This is a genomic window from Streptomyces sp. NPDC004721 (genome assembly GCF_053601495.1).
Genome location: NZ_JBSGBZ010000020.1, coordinates 1 through 15,625, shown reverse-complemented (window position 1 = coordinate 15,625; position 15,625 = coordinate 1). Strand labels below are relative to the sequence as shown.

General features: G+C 70.1%; 15 protein-coding genes and 1 pseudogene. 2 read left to right on the top strand and 14 right to left on the bottom strand.

What is annotated here, in order from left to right; translation table 11 throughout:
* Positions 1-99: 99 nt before the first annotated feature.
* Positions 100-492 (bottom strand): DUF6113 family protein, encoded by a 393-nt coding sequence (locus ACWEK3_RS19870; RefSeq protein WP_453250224.1) that lies wholly within the window; start codon positions 490-492, stop codon positions 100-102.
* A 20-nt stretch (positions 493-512) separates the two neighbouring features.
* The gene (gene mshB, locus ACWEK3_RS19865; RefSeq protein ID WP_450543237.1) at positions 513-1,412 is read right to left on the bottom strand and encodes an N-acetyl-1-D-myo-inositol-2-amino-2-deoxy-alpha-D-glucopyranoside deacetylase; all 900 of its coding nucleotides are present in this window, start codon (positions 1,410-1,412) and stop codon (positions 513-515) included.
* Between the two features lie 84 nt (positions 1,413-1,496).
* Between mshB and ACWEK3_RS19860 the strand changes: the two genes are divergently transcribed.
* Positions 1,497-1,946, top strand: a complete 450-nt coding sequence (locus ACWEK3_RS19860; RefSeq protein ID WP_453250223.1) for a hypothetical protein — start codon at positions 1,497-1,499, stop codon at positions 1,944-1,946.
* 66 nt (positions 1,947-2,012) lie between these two features.
* Here the strand turns inward: ACWEK3_RS19860 and ACWEK3_RS19855 are convergent, their stop codons facing one another.
* Positions 2,013-2,207 (bottom strand): hypothetical protein, encoded by a 195-nt coding sequence (locus tag ACWEK3_RS19855; protein WP_361413222.1) that lies wholly within the window; start codon positions 2,205-2,207, stop codon positions 2,013-2,015.
* Positions 2,208-2,405: 198 nt separating this feature from the next.
* On the opposite strand from ACWEK3_RS19855, the gene ACWEK3_RS19850 reads away from it, so the two are divergent.
* Positions 2,406-4,535, top strand: coding sequence for an alpha/beta fold hydrolase (locus ACWEK3_RS19850; protein WP_453250222.1), 2,130 nt, complete (start codon positions 2,406-2,408; stop codon positions 4,533-4,535).
* Positions 4,536-4,634: 99 nt separating this feature from the next.
* On the opposite strand, the gene ACWEK3_RS19845 is transcribed toward ACWEK3_RS19850, so the two are convergent.
* The 11 genes and pseudogenes from ACWEK3_RS19845 to ACWEK3_RS19795 form a co-directional block, all read right to left on the bottom strand.
* Positions 4,635-5,729: an ABC transporter ATP-binding protein gene (locus ACWEK3_RS19845; protein WP_450543230.1), complete on the bottom strand. Its 1,095-nt coding sequence runs from the start codon at positions 5,727-5,729 to the stop codon at positions 4,635-4,637.
* A complete protein-coding gene (locus tag ACWEK3_RS19840) occupies positions 5,710-6,696 on the bottom strand; it encodes an ABC transporter ATP-binding protein (protein WP_450543228.1) in 987 nt (328 codons plus the stop codon). The genes ACWEK3_RS19845 and ACWEK3_RS19840 overlap by 20 nt, the downstream gene beginning before the upstream one ends.
* Before the next feature lie 7 nt (positions 6,697-6,703).
* Positions 6,704-7,669 carry an ABC transporter permease gene (locus ACWEK3_RS19835; RefSeq protein WP_450543226.1) on the bottom strand — a complete coding sequence of 322 codons (966 nt, stop codon included), beginning with the start codon at positions 7,667-7,669 and terminating at the stop codon, positions 6,704-6,706.
* The gene (locus tag ACWEK3_RS19830) at positions 7,662-8,585 is read right to left on the bottom strand and encodes an ABC transporter permease (RefSeq protein ID WP_365426275.1); all 924 of its coding nucleotides are present in this window, start codon (positions 8,583-8,585) and stop codon (positions 7,662-7,664) included. Before ACWEK3_RS19830 ends, ACWEK3_RS19835 begins: the two co-directional genes overlap by 8 nt.
* Before the next feature lie 6 nt (positions 8,586-8,591).
* The gene (locus tag ACWEK3_RS19825) at positions 8,592-10,205 is read right to left on the bottom strand and encodes a peptide ABC transporter substrate-binding protein (RefSeq protein ID WP_453250221.1); all 1,614 of its coding nucleotides are present in this window, start codon (positions 10,203-10,205) and stop codon (positions 8,592-8,594) included.
* A gap of 122 nt (positions 10,206-10,327) precedes the next feature.
* On the bottom strand, positions 10,328-10,729 hold the full coding sequence (locus tag ACWEK3_RS19820; RefSeq protein WP_450543222.1) for a VOC family protein: 402 nt from the start codon (positions 10,727-10,729) through the stop codon (positions 10,328-10,330).
* 84 nt (positions 10,730-10,813) lie between these two features.
* A complete protein-coding gene (locus ACWEK3_RS19815) occupies positions 10,814-11,974 on the bottom strand; it encodes an ABC transporter ATP-binding protein (RefSeq protein WP_384440958.1) in 1,161 nt (386 codons plus the stop codon).
* A complete protein-coding gene (locus ACWEK3_RS19810; protein WP_384440955.1) occupies positions 11,967-13,025 on the bottom strand; it encodes an ABC transporter ATP-binding protein in 1,059 nt (352 codons plus the stop codon). The genes ACWEK3_RS19815 and ACWEK3_RS19810 overlap by 8 nt, the downstream gene beginning before the upstream one ends.
* Positions 13,026-13,036: 11 nt before the next feature.
* Positions 13,037-13,987, bottom strand: coding sequence for an ABC transporter permease (locus tag ACWEK3_RS19805; protein WP_450543219.1), 951 nt, complete (start codon positions 13,985-13,987; stop codon positions 13,037-13,039).
* A complete protein-coding gene (locus tag ACWEK3_RS19800) occupies positions 13,980-14,912 on the bottom strand; it encodes an ABC transporter permease (protein ID WP_384440949.1) in 933 nt (310 codons plus the stop codon). The genes ACWEK3_RS19805 and ACWEK3_RS19800 overlap by 8 nt, the downstream gene beginning before the upstream one ends.
* Positions 14,913-15,057: 145 nt before the next feature.
* Positions 15,058-15,625 (bottom strand): annotated as a pseudogene (locus ACWEK3_RS19795) (ABC transporter substrate-binding protein); the annotation flags it as partial.

Here is a 15,625-nt window from a genome sequence, read left to right as displayed (position 1 = left end):
CGCGCGCACCACCATACTGGCCACTTCCGGCCCTTATCCCGGGACTGCTGGGTAAACCCCCACCGGACCCGCACCGGCCCCACGGGAAGAAGTGGTACGTCACTTGCCAAGTCGGGCGTCGCCGTCGTGCCGTTGGCGCCCCGGCGCCAGGGTGGCGCAGATCACAGCAACGGCCATGCCGCCGAGCAGGAAGAGATAGGAGCCGCTCTCGGCCGCGAAGAAGAAGTCCCCTTCGGGGCGGCTGGTGGTGAGCACGAAGACGGTGACGATCCAGCCGGCCGCGCCCGCCACGGCCCCGCCCCGGCTGCGCGCGGCCCGTGCCCCGCCCAGGAACAGCCCGGCGGCGCCCGCGAGCGCGAGCAGCAGCCCGCCGGGGAACCAGGCGGCCTGCACCAGAGCGCCCGCGACCGCGACCACCGCGCCGAGCAGGAAGAGCCCGAGATACGCGGCGGCCCGCCCGGCGGAAGGCGGCTTGAGGGGCTGCGCGAGCATGGGACCCCCTCCCCCTGTACTCATGACGCTCTACCTTTCTCGACCCCGGCGAACAGGTCGGTCTCCCGCGCTCCCTCCCCGGCACCGGGTTCCCCGTGCACCAGCTCGTAGAACTCGGTGGTGAAGACCGGCTGGGCGAGCTGGTTGGAGAGGGCGAAGTACGGCTCGGCCATCTCGATCTGGGTGGCGTGCGCGGCCATCGCCGCGGTCTTGGCGGCGGCGTACGCGCTGCCGTCGACCGCCGCGGTGACGCGCTCGTCGCCGACGACTCCGGGAACGTCGCCGATCGCCGCCGGCTCGTCGAACGGCAGCCCGGGCAGGTCGTCCTTCAGCCGTGCGAAGGCGGCCTCGGCGACCGGACGCGGGACGCGGTTCCAGTACACCTTGGCGATCCGCCAGGGCCGGCCGAGGTCGGGGCGTACGGCAGGGTCGGCGGCCAGGTCCGCGGCGCGCATCGCGATCCGGTGGGCCTGGATGTGGTCGGGGTGGCCGTAGCCGCCGTTGTCGTCGTAGGTGACGAGGACCTGCGGGCGCACCTCGCGGATCACGGCGACGAGGTGCTCGGCGGCGGTGTCGAGGCCGGCCTGCCACAGGCAGTCCGGGTCGTCGTTGTCGGCGAGCCCCATCATCCCGGAGTCCCGGTACCGCCCGGCCCCGCCGAGCAGCCGGAAGTCCTCGACTCCGAGCTCCCGCATGGCCGCGGCCAGCTCCTGCCTCCGGTACGCGCCGAGCCCGGCCGACCCCTCCAGATGCCGCAGTTCCTCCGGGATGACCTCGCCCAGCTCCCCGAGCGTGCAGGTCACCAGCGTCACCAGGGCACCCTCGGCCGCGTACCGCGCCATGGTCGCGCCGTTGTTGATCGACTCGTCGTCGGGATGCGCGTGCACCAGCATCAGCCGCCGAGCGGCCCGTTCCGTCATGGGACCAACCCTACGAGGGGCCGGGCCCCGCCCCCGGCGCGGGCCACCGGAGTCCCGGCCGAACCTGTCATATACATGTCATGAGTGGTGGCATGTCGTCGCAGCCGCAGTACAGCGCTCCGGTCCCGCCCGCCTCGCCGGCACCCGCGCCTTCCCGGCGCCCCGGCGTCGCCCCGGCCGTCGCGCTGGTGGCGGGCCTCCTGGCCGGCGGGGGCGCCGTGGGCGCGGCATCTGAGCGATGACGGCCGGTCCACCGCGAACGCCCCGGCGGACGACGCACGCGACGCGTGCCGCGCCCTCAGCGGGTTCGACGAGTCGAAGTACGGCGCGAAGGGACCGGAGGGCGACATCGCGCTGAACCGGTTCGCCGCGGCCGGTGTGCTCTCGGCGTCGGCGGCCGCGGGCGACAAGCGGTACGAACCGCTCGCCGAAAGCGTCCGGCGAGCGCAGGCGCTCCATGCGCAGACCTTCGACTTCGGCAAGGAAGTGAAGGAGGAACTGGTGAAGGCACGGGACGCCTGCGGCGACCTCTGACCCGGAACCCGGTTCCGACCCGGAGCCGGCCCCGGCGGGGCCGGGCGAGCGGGGCGCCGGACGGCCTCAGAACTTGAAGCTGCCGATCATCCCCGCGATGTTCGTGGTGAGTTCGCTGATCGTGGGGGCGACCGTGGAGGACGCCAGATAGAAGCCCAGGAGCATGCACACGACCGCATGACCGGCCTTGAGGCCTGACTTCTTGATCAGCAAGAAGACGATGATCGCCAGCAGCACCACCGCCGAAATCGAGAGTGCCACGGCGGCTCACCTCCAAAGATCCCAGGACGCGGGGGGTGTCGGGGGTATCGGGGGTCGTCGGACTATGAGGGGCAGATAGATCCACACAGCGGGCAGCAGGTTCATACCCACTATGCGCTAACGATCATAACTATCCGCACGCGCGCATCGGTCGGCGCACGGCCGCACAAGGGGGCGCATGGCCAATATGGTCATGGCATGACGACCGAGCCTGTCTCCTTCCCCCGACGGCACGCGCGCACCCAGCGGTTCACGCTCGGCGCGCCGCGCGCGTTCACCGTGGCTCCCGACGCCTCCCGCGTCGTGTTCCTGCGCTCCGGATCCGGCACCGACCGGGCCAACTCCCTTTGGGTGCTCGACCTCGACGACGGCGCGGAGCGCATGGCAGCCGACCCGAGCGCCCTCCTGGGCGGCGCCTCCGAGCACCTCTCGGCCGAGGAACGGGCCCGCCGCGAACGCAGTCGCGAGGGTGGCGCGGGCATCGTCGGCTACGCCACCGACACCGCCGCGGAGTTGGCGTCTTTCGCCTTGTCAGGGCGGCTTTTCACGGCCGAGTTGAGGGCGGGTACGGCACGCGAACTGCCCGTCCCCGGGCCGGTGATCGACCCCCGTCCGTCCCCCGACGGACGGCACGTCGCCTACGTCACCGCCGGGGCCCTGCGGGTGGTGGGCGCCGAGGGCGACGGCGACCGGGCGCTCGCCGAACCGGAGTCCGAGGGCGTCGCCTACGGCCTCGCGGAGTTCATCGCGGCCGAGGAGATGCACCGTTCCCGCGGCTTCTGGTGGGCGCCGGAGTCGGACCGGCTACTCGTGGCGCGCGTGGACGACACGCCGGTGCGGCGGTGGTGGATCTCCGATCCGGCGCATCCCGGACGGGAGCCGAGCCGCGTCCCCTACCCGGCCGCCGGCACCCCCAACGCGGACGTACAGCTGTTCGTGTTCGGCCTGGACGGGACCCGCACGGAGGTCCTCTGGGACCGGCCCCGTTACCCGTATCTGGCTCATGTGCACTGGTCAGCGGCAGGGGCGCCGCTGCTCCTCGTGCAGGCGCGCGACCAGCGCAGCCAGCTGTACCTGGCGGTGGATCCGGAGTCCGGCGCGACCCGTATGGTGCACGCCGACGAAGATCCAGATTGGCTTGAACTTTTCCCCGGGGTGCCGTGCTGGTCCCCCTCCGGGCAGCTCGTGCGGATCGCCGAAGAGGGCGGCGCGCGGGTGCTGGCGGTCGGCGAACGACCGCTCACGGGAGCGCAGTTGCACGTGCGAGCCGTGCTGGACGTGTCGGACGACGACGTGCTCGTCTCCGCCTCGGCCGGCGAGGAGGCGGCCGAGCCGGAGACCGGTGAGGTGCACGTCTACCGCGTCAACGAACTGGGCGTGGAGCGCGTGAGCCAGGAACCCGGTGTGCACACCGCGGTGCGCGCCGGGGGCGTGGCCGTCCTCGTCTCCGCCACGCTCGACCGGCCGGGCGCCCGGGTGCGGGTGGTGCGCGAGGGCCGGACGGTGGCCACCATCCGCTCCCACGCCGAAGATCCTGGTTTGTCCCCGCGCGTGACCCTCACCCAGGGGGGCGCACGCCGAATCCCGTGCGCCGTGCTTATGCCTACGGACTACCCCCGTGACACTGCCGCCTCCGCCCCCCTGCCCGTCCTCCTCGACCCCTACGGCGGCCCGCACGGCTCCCGCGTGGTGGCCGCGCACAACGCGCACCTCACCTCCCAGTGGTTCGCCGACCAGGGCTTCGCGGTGGTCGTCGCCGACGGCCGCGGCACCCCGGGCCGCTCCCCCGCCTGGGAGAAGGCCGTCCACCACGACTTCACGGTCACCCTCGACGACCAGATCGAGTCCCTGCGGGACCTTGCCAAGACGTATCCGCTCGACCTCGGCCGGGTGGCGATCCGCGGCTGGTCCTACGGCGGCTACCTGGCCGCCCTGGCCGTGCTGCGCCGTCCGGACGTCTTCCACGCGGGCATCGCGGGCGCCCCGGTCACCGACTGGCGCCTGTACGACACCCACTACACCGAGCGGTATCTGGGCGACCCGGAGCAGGCGCCGGGGGTGTACGCCCACAGTTCCCTGGTCACCGACGACGGGCTGTCCTCGCCCGCCGAGCCGCACCGGCCGCTGATGATCGTGCACGGTCTGGCCGACGACAACGTGGTGGTCGCCCACGCCCTGCGGCTGTCCTCCGCCCTGCTCGCCGCCGGCCGCCCGCACGAGGTGCTGCCGCTGTCCGGGGTCACCCACATGACTCCGCAGGAGCAGGTCGCCGAGAACCTGCTGCTGCTCCAGGTGGACTTCCTCAAGCGTTCCCTCGGGCTCGGCTGAACGCCGCCAGGACACCGCACACGGGGCATGGGGACGGGGCGCGCGACACGCCGCCCCGGCCCCGTCCCGGGCCGTGCGGGCATCCGCGCGCCGGCGCGGTCACGGCGCCCTGGTGTCGCTGCCCTGTTCCCCGGTGTCCCGTTCCTCCGGCGGCACCACCTGGAGCTCCGCCGCGTAGTGGCATGCCGAGGGGTGCACCGCGGGCCCGGTGTCGTGCCGGAAGTCCGCGGGCACCGCCAGTTCCGGCACCTCCAGCGTGCAGCGCTCCCGCGCCTTCCAGCAGCGGGTGCGGAAGCGGCAGCCCGAGGGGATGTTCGTCGGGGACGGCACGTCTCCCGAGAGGATGATCCGCTCCCGGCGTTCCCGTGCCCCCGGGTCCGGCACGGGCACGGCGGACAGCAGCGCCTGGGTGTAGGGGTGCGTCGGATGGTCGTAGATCTGCTCGTCGGTGCCGATCTCGACGATCCGCCCGAGGTACATGACCCCCACCCGGTCGGAGATGTGCCGCACGATCGACAGGTCGTGCGCGATGAAGACGTAGGACAGGTCGAACTCGTCCTGAAGCCGCTCCATCAGGTTGATCACCTGGGCCTGCACCGAGACGTCGAGCGCGGATACCGGCTCGTCGGCGACGATGATCTCGGGACGCAGGGCCAACCCCCGTGCGATGCCGATACGTTGGCGCTGGCCGCCGGAGAACTGGTGCGGATAGCGGTTGACGTACTCCGGGTCGAGGCCGACCACGTCCAGCAGTTCCATCACCCTGCGGCGCCGGTCGCCCTTGGGGGCAGCCTCGGGGTGGATCTCGTACGGCTCGCCGATGATGTCGCCCACCGTCATACGGGGGTTGAGCGAGGTGTACGGGTCCTGGAACACCATCTGGATGTTCCGGCGCACCGCCTTCAGCGCCCGGCCGGACAGCCGGGTGATGTCCTCGCCCCGGTAGCGGATCTCGCCCGCGGTGGGCCGCTCCAGGTTGCACAGCATCTTCGCGACCGTGGACTTGCCGCAGCCGGACTCGCCCACGATGCCGAGCGTTTCGCCCCGGGCCAGGGTGAAGTCGACGCCGTCGACCGCCTTGACCACCCCGATCTGCTTCCTGAACAGGACGCCCCGGGTGAGCGGGTAGTGCTTGACCAGCCCGCTGACCTCCAGGATCGGCTCGGCCGTCCGCTCAGCCGTCTGCTCTGCCATCCAGGCACTCCCTCCAGAAGTGGCAGGCGCTCGCGCGGCTTTCGGAGACCTCGTACAGCGGCGGTACGTCCGTGCGGCACACGTCCCGGGCCATGGGGCAGCGCGGGTGGAAGGCGCAACCGGACGGGATCGCCTGGAGGTTGGGCGGCAGGCCCTTGATGGCGTAGAGCTCCCGGCCCTTGTGGCCCAGACGCGGGATCGAGTCCAGCAGGCCCCTGGTGTACGGGTGGGCGGGCGCCTTGTAGATGTCGTGCACCGGCGCGGACTCCACGATCCGGCCCGCGTACATCACCGCGATCCGGTCGGCGACGTCGGCGACCACGCCCAGGTCGTGGGTGATCAGGACGAGCCCCATGCGGTACTCACGCCGGAGTTCGGCGAGCAGATCCATCACCTGGGCCTGGACGGTGACGTCGAGGGCGGTGGTCGGCTCGTCGGCGATGATGAGCGCCGGTTCCAGGGCCAGCGCCATGGCGATCATGATGCGCTGGCGCATGCCGCCGGAGAACTGGTGCGGATAGTCGCGGACGCGCTGCCGGGCGGCCGGGATGCGCACCCGGTCCATCAGCTCCACGGCCCTGGCGCGCGCGTCCTTGCGGGACAGGCCCCGGTGCACGATGAACATCTCGCCGAGCTGGTCGCCGACGGTCAGCACCGGGTTCAGCGCGGACAGCGCGTCCTGGAAGATCATCGCCATCTCGGCGCCCCGGATCCGCCGCCGTTCGTCCTCCTTCAGTTTCAGCAGGTCCCTGCCGCGGAAGAGGATCCGCCCGCCACTGATCCGGCCGGGCGGCACGTCGAGGATGCCCATGACCGCCTGCGCGGTCACGGACTTGCCGGAGCCGGACTCCCCGAGCACGGCGAGCGTCTCCCCGGCGTCCACCTCGTAGCCGACTCCGTTGACGGCGTGGACGACCCCGTCCCGGGTGCGGAACTCCACGTGCAGATCACGGACTTCGAGCAGCACGGCGCCGTCACCTCAGCTTCGGGTCGAGGGCGTCGCGCACCGCGTCGCCGAGCATGATGAAGGCCAGGACCGTGATCGCCAGCGCCCCGGCGGGCCACAGCAGCGCGTGCGGGGCGTTGCGGACGTAGGGCGAGGCGGCGGAGATGTCGATGCCCCAGGAGACGCTGGGCGGCTTCAGCCCGACGCCGAGATAGGACAGGGTGGCCTCCAGCGCGATGTACGTGCCGAGCGCGATGGTGGCGACGACGATCACCGGGGCGACGGCGTTGGGCGCGATGTGCCGCAGCAGGATGCGGGAGTTGGAGGCGCCCAGGGCGCGGGCGGCCTGGACGTAGTCGAGCTGTTTGGCGGTGATGACCGCGCCGCGCGCGATCCGGGAGATCTGCGGCCAGCCGAGCAGCACGATGAACCCGACGACGGGCCAGACGGTGCTGCTCGGGACGACGGACAGCAGGACGAGACCGCCGAGGACGACGGGGATGGCGAAGAAGATGTCGGTGGCCCGGGACAGCACGGCGTCCCCGGCGCCGCCGAAGAATCCGGCGAGCCCGCCCAGCACCGAGCCGAAGAGCGCCACCCCGAGCGTGGCGCACATGCCGACCGTGACGGACGCGCGGGCGCCGTAGACGGTGCGCGTGTAGACGTCGCAGCCCTGGCCGTCGAAGCCGAAGGGGTGGCCGGGCGCGGGACCGTCCTGGGCCCTGGCCAGATCGCAGGTGAGGGGGTTGCCCGAGGCGATCAGGGACGGCCGGATCGCGATGACGACCAGGAAGCAGATCACCAGCGCGGAGAGGATGAAGACGGGGTTGCGGCGCAGATCGCGCCAGGCGTCGGACCACAGGGAGCGGGGCTTCCCCTCCGGCCCGCCCGGCGCCCGCTCCAGCGTCGTCGCCTCGCTCGCCGCCAGGTCCATCGCACCGCCCATGCCGGTCCCGGCGATGGCGCGCTCGGGCTCCTGCGACTGCTCAGGCATAGCGGATCCTCGGGTCGAGTACGGCGTACAGCAGGTCCACGAGCAGGTTGGCGACCAGGAAGACCAGGACGAGGACCGTCACGAACCCGACGACGGTCTGCGTGTTCTGCCGCAGGATGCCCTGGTAGAGCTGGTAGCCGACGCCGTGGATGTTGAAGATGCGCTCGGTGACGATGGCACCGCCCATCAGCGCGCCGATGTCGGTGCCGATGAAGGTGACCACGGGGATCAGGGAGTTGCGCAGCAGGTGCCGGACGACGATCCGGCGCCGGGGCAGTCCCTTGGCGACGGCCGTGCGCACATAGTCCGAGCGCCGGTTCTCGGCGATGGACGTACGGGTCAGTCGGGTCACGTAGGCGAGGGAGACGGAGGCGAGGACCAGGCCGGGCACGATCAGCTCGCCGAAGGCCGCCGCCGGGGACACCGAGGGTCTGATCCAGCCCCACTGGACGCCGAACAGCAGTTGCAGCAGCAGACCGGTGACGAAGGTGGGCACGGAGATGACGACGAGGGTGAGGACCAGGACCGAGGTGTCGACGGGCCGGCCGCGGCGCAGCCCGGTCAGCACGCCCAGGGTGATGCCGACGACGATCTCGAAGAGGATCGCGACGACGGTCAGCCGGATGGTGACGGGGAACGCCGACGCCATCAGCTGCGTGACGGGCTGGCCGTTGAACGCGGTGCCGAAGTCGCCGGTGAAGACGTTGCCCATGTAGGTCGCGTACTGCTGCCACAGCGGCTTGTCGAGGCCGAACTCCCGTCTGAGCTGGGCAGCCGTCGCGGTGTCGCAGGCGCGCTCCCCGCACAGTCCGGCGATGGGATCGCCCATCACGTTCACCATCAGGAAGATCAGCAGGGTGGCCCCGAAGAACACCGGGATCATCTGGAGCAGCCGCCTGGCGACATAGCGTCCCATGCCGGATCAGCCGACCCTGATCTCGTCGTAGACGGGGACGCTGAACGGGTTGAGCGCCACGTCGTGCAGCCGGTCGGAGTAGCCGGCGCTGCCGTTCTGGTACCACAGCGGGATGGCGGCCATGTTGTCCCGTACGACGCCCTCGGCCTGCTGGAAGAGCCCGATCGCCCGGGGCCTGTCGGACTCGGCGTTGGCCCGGTCGACGAGGCGGTCGAACCGCTTGTCGGACCACTTGCCGTCGTTGGAGGAGGCGTCCGTGTAGTACAGCGGCTGGAGGAAGTTCTGGATCAGCGGGTAGTCCATCTGCCAGCCGGCCCGGAAGGGTCCGGTCATCCGGTGCCGGCCGATCTGGTTGCGGAAGTCGGCGAAGGTGCCGACCGGGTTGCCGACGCACGCCCTGTCGTTGCCGAGCACGTTGTTGATGGAGTTGCACACGGCGTCCACCCACTGCTTGTGCGAGCCCGTGTCCGCGTTGTACGTGATCTTCACCTGGCCGCCGGGGAGTCCGCCGCCCTCCTGGACCAGCTTCCTGGCCGCGGCGGGGTCGTAGTCGCAGGCATGGCCGCACAGGCCCGGCTTGTGGCCGCCGGCCGTGCCGAGGACCGGGGAGGTCCAGTCGGTGGCCGGGGTGCGGGTGTTGCGGAAGATGGTCTCGGTGATCTGCTTGCGGTTGATGGCCATGGACAGGCCGGTGCGGACCTTGCGCGCCCCGCTGGTGTTCCACTTCGGGTCGTAGAACGGGAAGGCGAGGGTCTGCAGGATGCCGGCCGGGCTGTTGATGTAGCGGCCGGCCAGGTCGGCCCGCACGTTCTTGAGCTGGCCGGCGGGAATGTCGTCGACGAGGTCGAGGTTGCCGGCCAGCACGTCGGTGTACGCGGTGTTGCTGTCGGTGTAGACCACCAGGGTCACGCCGTCGTTCCGGGCCTTGTCCGGACCCGGGTAGCCGTCCCACTTCCTGAGGGTCATCTGCGCGCCCTTGGTGTACGACTCGATGGTGTACGGGCCATTGCCGACCGGCTTGTCCAGCCAGGCTGCGTGGTGCGTGAAGAAGGCGCGGGGCAGCGGGGCGAAGGCGGCGTAGCCGAGGGTGTCGGGGAAGGTGGAGAACTTCTGGTCGAGGGTGACGGTGAAGGTGCGCGGGCCGGTGACCTTCAGCCCGGAGAGGGTGTCGGCGCTCTGCTTTCCGCTCTCGGGGTGAACCTTGTCGTAGCCCTCGATGTAGCCGAAGAAGTAGGCGTTCTTCTGGTTGTTCCGCAGGCTCGCGCCGTAGTTCCAGGCGTCGACGAAGGACCTGGCGGTGATCGGCTCGCCGTTGCTGAACCGCCAGCCGTTCTTGACGGTGACGGCGAAGTGCCGCGAGTCGGTGGTGTCGATGCGCTCGGCGAGCATGTTCTCGGCCTTGGCGGTCTTCGGGTTGTACCGCTTCAGCCCGCGGAAGACCATGTCGAGCACCTTGCCGCCCTGCACCTCGTTGGTGTTGGACGGCTCCAGCGGGTTCTGCGGGTCTCCCCAGGACGCGGTCAGCGCCTTGGCACCGACGCCGGTTCCCCCGCCCCCGCAGGCGGCGAGAACGAGCACGGCCCCCACCGCCCCCGCGGTAGCGCGCGCGACTCGGCGCATGGGTGCCTCCTCGGGATGCGGTGACCTGAGACATATCAGCACATAAGCCGCATATCCAATGTTCGCCGCACCGACGGAGGCTCCACGCCACGCGGACGCGCCAACGCCGCCAGGCGCCCGCGTCAGCCGGCCGGCTCGACGCCGGAGGCCACCAGCTCCACCTCGAACCCGTCGGCGTCGGCGAGGTAGCCCGCGTAGTGGTCGGGGCCGCCGGCGTGCGGGTAGCGGTCAGTGAAGAGCGACGACCAGCCGTGTGCGGGCGCCTGGCGCATCAGCGCGTCGACCCGGCCCGGGGTGCCCGCGTGGAAGGCGAGGTGGTTGAGGCCGGGACGCGTCCGGTCGTGTCCGCCGTCGTCCCGCATCGCCGGTGACCGCTCGACCACCAGGTACGTCGGTCCCAGCCGCCAGCTGCGGCCGTGCTCCCACTCCTGGTAGGGGTGGTACCCGAGGCTGCTCAGCAGCCAGCCCCAGGAGCGGACCGCGCGGGGCAGGTCGGGAACCCAGAGTTCGACGTGGTGCAGCATCCGCCCGTCCTCGCATCCGCCGGAAAAACGCCGGTTCCCGGCGCCTGGAGGGGCGCCGGGAACCGGGAGTGTGCCATGAGAGGGTCAGGCCGCGCCGACGACGTCCTTCTCCTCGGCGAAGTGGCAGGCCGACTCGTGGGCCGCCAGGGAGTCCGAGCCCTTGAAGCGCTCGGGCACGGCGAGCAGCGGGACCTCCTCGGCGCACTTGTCCTGGGCCTTCCAGCAGCGGGTGCGGAAGCGGCAGCCCGAGGGCGGGTTGGCCGGGGACGGCACGTCGCCGGTGAGGATGATCCGCTCGCGGTGCTCGCGGGCCTCCGGGTCCGGCACCGGGACCGCCGACAGCAGCGCCTGGGTGTAGGGGTGCGTCGGGTGGTCGTAGATCTGCTCGTCGGTGCCGATCTCGGCCATCTTGCCGAGGTACATCACGCCCACGCGGTCCGAGATGTGCCGGACGATCGACAGGTCGTGCGCGATGAAGATGTAGGAGAGGTTGAACTCGTCCTGCAGTCGCTCCATCAGGTTGATGACCTGCGCCTGGACGGACACGTCCAGCGCCGAGACCGGCTCGTCGCAGATGATGACCTCGGGGTTGAGCGCGAGGCCGCGGGCGATGCCGATGCGCTGGCGCTGACCGCCGGAGAACTGGTGCGGGTAGCGGTTGATGTACTCCGGGTTGAGGCCGACGACGTCCAGCAGCTCCTGCACCTTGCGGCGCCGGTCGCCCTTGGGGGCCACCTCGGGGTGGATGTCGAAGGGCTCGCCGATGATGTCGCCCACCGTCATACGCGGGTTGAGCGAGGTGTACGGGTCCTGGAACACCATCTGGATGTTCCGGCGCACCGCCTTCAGCGCGCGCCCGGACAGCCGGGTGATGTCCTGGCCCTTGTAGAAGATCTCGCCGGCGGTCGCCTGCTCCAGGTTCATCAGCAGCTTGGCGACGGTGGACTTGCCGCAGCCGGACTCGCCCACGATGCCGAGGGTCTCGCCCTGGTAGAGGTCGAAGGAGATCCCGTCGACCGCCTTGACCGCGCCGATGCTCTTCTTGAACAGGATGCCCTGGGTCAGCGGGAAGTGCTTGACCAGGTTGCGGACCTGGAGGATCGGCTCGCCGCGCGCGACGTGCGCGTCGAGCGCCGCGACCGCCTCCTCCTCGGAGGCCGCCTCGACGGTTTCCACCTCGGAGACGTTCGGCGTGGCGTCGTCCGTCGGCTCGTCGTCCTTCGCGAGCTTCGTGGGCTCAGCCATGGATCGTCTCCTTCCAGAAGTGGCACGCCGAAGCACGGCCCGCCAGTTCGCCGCCGTCCTGCTCGGTGACCGGCAGCAGGTCCGGGATCTGCTCGCGGCAGATGTCCTGGGCCTTGGGGCAGCGCGGGTTGAACGCGCAACCGCTTGGAACGCGCAGCAGGTTGGGCGGCAGACCCTTGATCGCGTACAGCTCCCGGCCCTTCTGGTCCAGGCGCGGGATCGAGTCCAGCAGGCCTCGCGTGTACGGGTGCGCCGGGCGCTTGTACAGCTCGCGGACCGGTGCCTGCTCCACGATCCGGCCCGCGTACATCACGGCGATCTTGTCCGCGACGTCGGCGACGACGCCGAGGTCGTGGGTGATCAGGATCAGACCCATGTTGTACTCGCGCTGGAGCTCCGCGAGGAGGTCCATGACCTGGGCCTGGACCGTCACGTCGAGGGCCGTGGTCGGCTCGTCGGCGATGATCAGGTCCGGCTCCAGGGCCAGCGCCATGGCGATCATGATGCGCTGGCGCATACCGCCCGAGAACTGGTGCGGGTAGTCGTTCACACGGGCCGCGGCGGCCGGGATCTTCACCCGGTCCATCAGCTCGATCGCCTTGGCCTTGGCCTCCTTCTTGGACAGGCCCTGGTGCACGCGGAACATCTCGCCGAGCTGGTAGCCGACGGTCAGAACCGGGTTCAGCGAGCTGAGCGCGTCCTGGAAGATCATGGCGATGCGGCGGCCGCGGATCTTGCGGCGGTCCTCGGCGGACATCGTGAGCATGTCCTGGCCCCGGAAGAGGATCTCGCCCTGCGGGATCTTCGCCGGGGGCATGTCCAGGATGCCCATGATGGCCTGCGCCGTCACGGACTTGCCGGAGCCCGACTCACCGAGCACGGCGAGCGTCTCGCCCGCCGCCACGCTGTAGTTGACGCCGTTGACGGCTCTGACGACACCCTCACGGGTGTGGAACTCGACGTGCAGGTCGCGCACTTCGAGCAGTGGGCCGCCGTCCGCCCCGCCCTCGCGGGGCGAGGGCACGGGTACGACTTCTTCGATGGTGGTCACGTACGCCTCCCTCAGCGCGTCTTCGGGTCGAGGGCGTTACGGACCGCTTCACCGAGCATGATGAACGCCAACACCGTGATGATGAGCATGATCGACGGGTACAGCATGATGTGCTGCGCCACGCGGATCTGGTTACCGCCGTCGGAGATGTCGTTGCCCCACGACACACCGTTCAGGCCGAGGCCCAGGTACGACAGGGTCGCCTCGGCGACGATGTAGATGCCGAGCGAGATGGTGGCGACGACGATCACCGGGGCCATCGTGTTCGGCAGGATGTGCCGGAACAGGATGCGCGGGGTGCTCGCGCCCAGGGCCTTGGCGGCGTGCACGTAGTCGGACTGCTTGGTGGTGATCACCGCGCCGCGCATCACGCGGGCGATCTGCGTCCAGCCGAAGAAGCTCAGCGCGCCGATGACGACCCAGGTCGTGCGGGCCTGGAAGGAGTTGAGCACGACCATCGTGCCGAGCAGGAACGGGATGCCGAAGAACACGTCGGTCAGCCGCGAGATCACCGAGTCGACGATCCCGCCGAAGTAACCGGCGATCATGCCCATCAGGCCGCCCACGACCGTCACCGCGAGGGTGGTACCGAAGCCGACCGCCACCGAGGCCCGCGTGCCGTAGATGACACGGGCGTAGACGCTGCGGCCCTGCTGGTCGTAGCCCAGCCAGTCCGGGGCGAAGACGTTGCCCAGCTTCGGCTTCTGGAGGAAGTGCTTGGCCAGGTCGCCCGTGGCCGGGTTGACGCTGGTGAACAGCCCGGGGAAGAAGGTGATCGCCAGCAGGAAGAAGATCAGCACCGCCGAGACGATGAAGATCCAGCTGCGGCGCAGGTCCTGCCAGGCGTCGCCCCACAGGCCGCGGGCCTTCTCCGGCTTCGCCTCGGTCAGCGCCACCGCGGTCTCGGCGGCGGCGGGGTCGGCCGCACCGGACTTGAGATCGGTCTGGGTCACGTCAGGCATAGCGAATCCTCGGGTCAAGGACCGCGTAGAGCAGGTCGACGAGCAGGTTGGCGATGAGGTACACGAGCACCAGGATGGTCACGAGACCGACGAGTGTGGTGCCCTCGCGGCGCACGATCGACTGGTAGATCGTGCCACCGATGCCCTGGATGTTGAACAGGCCCTCGGTGACGACGGCACCGCCCATCAGGGCACCGATGTCGGCGCCGAGGTAGGTGACCACCGGGATCAGCGAGTTGCGCATGAGGTGGACGCCCACCACGCGGCGCTTGGGCAGACCCTTGGCGATGGCCGTGCGGATGTAGTCGGCGCGCAGGTTCTCGGCGATCGAGGTGCGGGTGAGCCGGGTCACGTAGGCCAGCGACGCGGTCGCCAGCACGATGGCCGGCATCAGCAACTCGTTGATGTTGGTGTCGTCGTTGACGTTCGGCGGCAGCCAGCCCAGGTTGAACGCGAAGACGACCTTGAGGATGTAGCCGAGGACGAACACCGGGACCGAGATCAGCAGCAGCGTGATCAGCAGGATGACGGTGTCCGTGGCGCGCCCGGCCCGCAGACCCGCCACGATGCCCAGGACGATGCCCAGGACGACCTCGATGGCGAAGGCCAGTCCGGCCAGGCGCAGGGTGACCGGGAACGCCTCGCCAAGCACCTCCGTGACGGCCCGCCCGCTCGAGATCTGGGTGCCGAAGTCGGCGTGCAGGACCATGTCCCGCATGTAGTGCCAGTACTGCACCAGGATCGGCTGGTCCAGGCCGTACTCATGTCTCAGTGCGGCGATCACCTGCGGGCTGCCGCCCTTGTCGCCGAACAGCCCTCGTACGGGGTCACCGGGCAGGGCATAGACCATGAGGAAGATCAGCAGAGTTGTCCCGATGAACACCGGGATCATCTGGAGCAGTCGTCGTGCGACGTAGCGCCCCATCGTGCCTCCATGTCAGTCACAGCGGCAGCCGACGAGGCCCCTTCCGCACGCACCGATGGACGGTACGTGCGGAAAGGGCCCCCCAGCCGCTGCCGTTCCCCGGGGTGCGGTATCGCGCACCCCGGGACGAACGGGCTGTTTGTGGTTACTTCTTGACCTGAACGCCAGTCAGGACCGGGTCACCCTGCTGGTCGTACTGGACTCCGGTCACCTTCTCCGAGTAGCCGGCGTTGACCTTGTAGTACCAGAGCGGGATGGTCGGCATGTAGTTGACCAGGTTCTTCTCGAGCTCCTGGTACTTCTTCTCCGACTCCTCCAGGGAGCTCGCGCTGTCGGCAGCGGCGATCTCCTTGTCGACCGTCTTGTTGGAGAAGCCACCCTGGTTGCCGTCCGAGTGGGTACCGAACAGGTCACGCAGGAAGTTGGCGTTGAACGGGTAGTCCAGCACCCAGCCCGAGCGGTACAGCGACTTGACCTGCTTGTTGTCGCGCGCGTTCAGGTCGGCCTGGAAGTCGGCCTTGGAGTCGCCCACGCACTTCACACCGGTGGCGTTGGTGATGGAGTTGCAGACCGCCTCCACCCACTCCTTGTGGCCGCCGTCGGCGTTGTACTGGATGGAGATGGCGTTGCCCGGAACACCACCGCCCTCCTTGATGAGCTCCTTGGCCTTGGCCGGGTCGTACTTGGTGACGTCGCCGGCGGCGTTCGGCTGG

Coding starts and splice junctions, on each gene's coding strand:
- ACWEK3_RS19870 (WP_453250224.1), bottom strand. CDS start 492: ATGCTCGCGCAGCCCCTCAAGCCGCCTTCCGCCGGGCGGGCCGCCGCG.
- mshB (WP_450543237.1), bottom strand. CDS start 1,412: ATGACGGAACGGGCCGCTCGGCGGCTGATGCTGGTGCACGCGCATCCC.
- ACWEK3_RS19850 (WP_453250222.1), top strand. CDS start 2,406: ATGACGACCGAGCCTGTCTCCTTCCCCCGACGGCACGCGCGCACCCAG.
- ACWEK3_RS19845 (WP_450543230.1), bottom strand. CDS start 5,729: ATGGCAGAGCAGACGGCTGAGCGGACGGCCGAGCCGATCCTGGAGGTC.
- ACWEK3_RS19835 (WP_450543226.1), bottom strand. CDS start 7,669: ATGCCTGAGCAGTCGCAGGAGCCCGAGCGCGCCATCGCCGGGACCGGC.
- ACWEK3_RS19830 (WP_365426275.1), bottom strand. CDS start 8,585: ATGGGACGCTATGTCGCCAGGCGGCTGCTCCAGATGATCCCGGTGTTC.
- ACWEK3_RS19825 (WP_453250221.1), bottom strand. CDS start 10,205: ATGCGCCGAGTCGCGCGCGCTACCGCGGGGGCGGTGGGGGCCGTGCTC.
- ACWEK3_RS19820 (WP_450543222.1), bottom strand. CDS start 10,729: ATGCTGCACCACGTCGAACTCTGGGTTCCCGACCTGCCCCGCGCGGTC.
- ACWEK3_RS19815 (WP_384440958.1), bottom strand. CDS start 11,974: ATGGCTGAGCCCACGAAGCTCGCGAAGGACGACGAGCCGACGGACGAC.
- ACWEK3_RS19805 (WP_450543219.1), bottom strand. CDS start 13,987: ATGCCTGACGTGACCCAGACCGATCTCAAGTCCGGTGCGGCCGACCCC.
- ACWEK3_RS19800 (WP_384440949.1), bottom strand. CDS start 14,912: ATGGGGCGCTACGTCGCACGACGACTGCTCCAGATGATCCCGGTGTTC.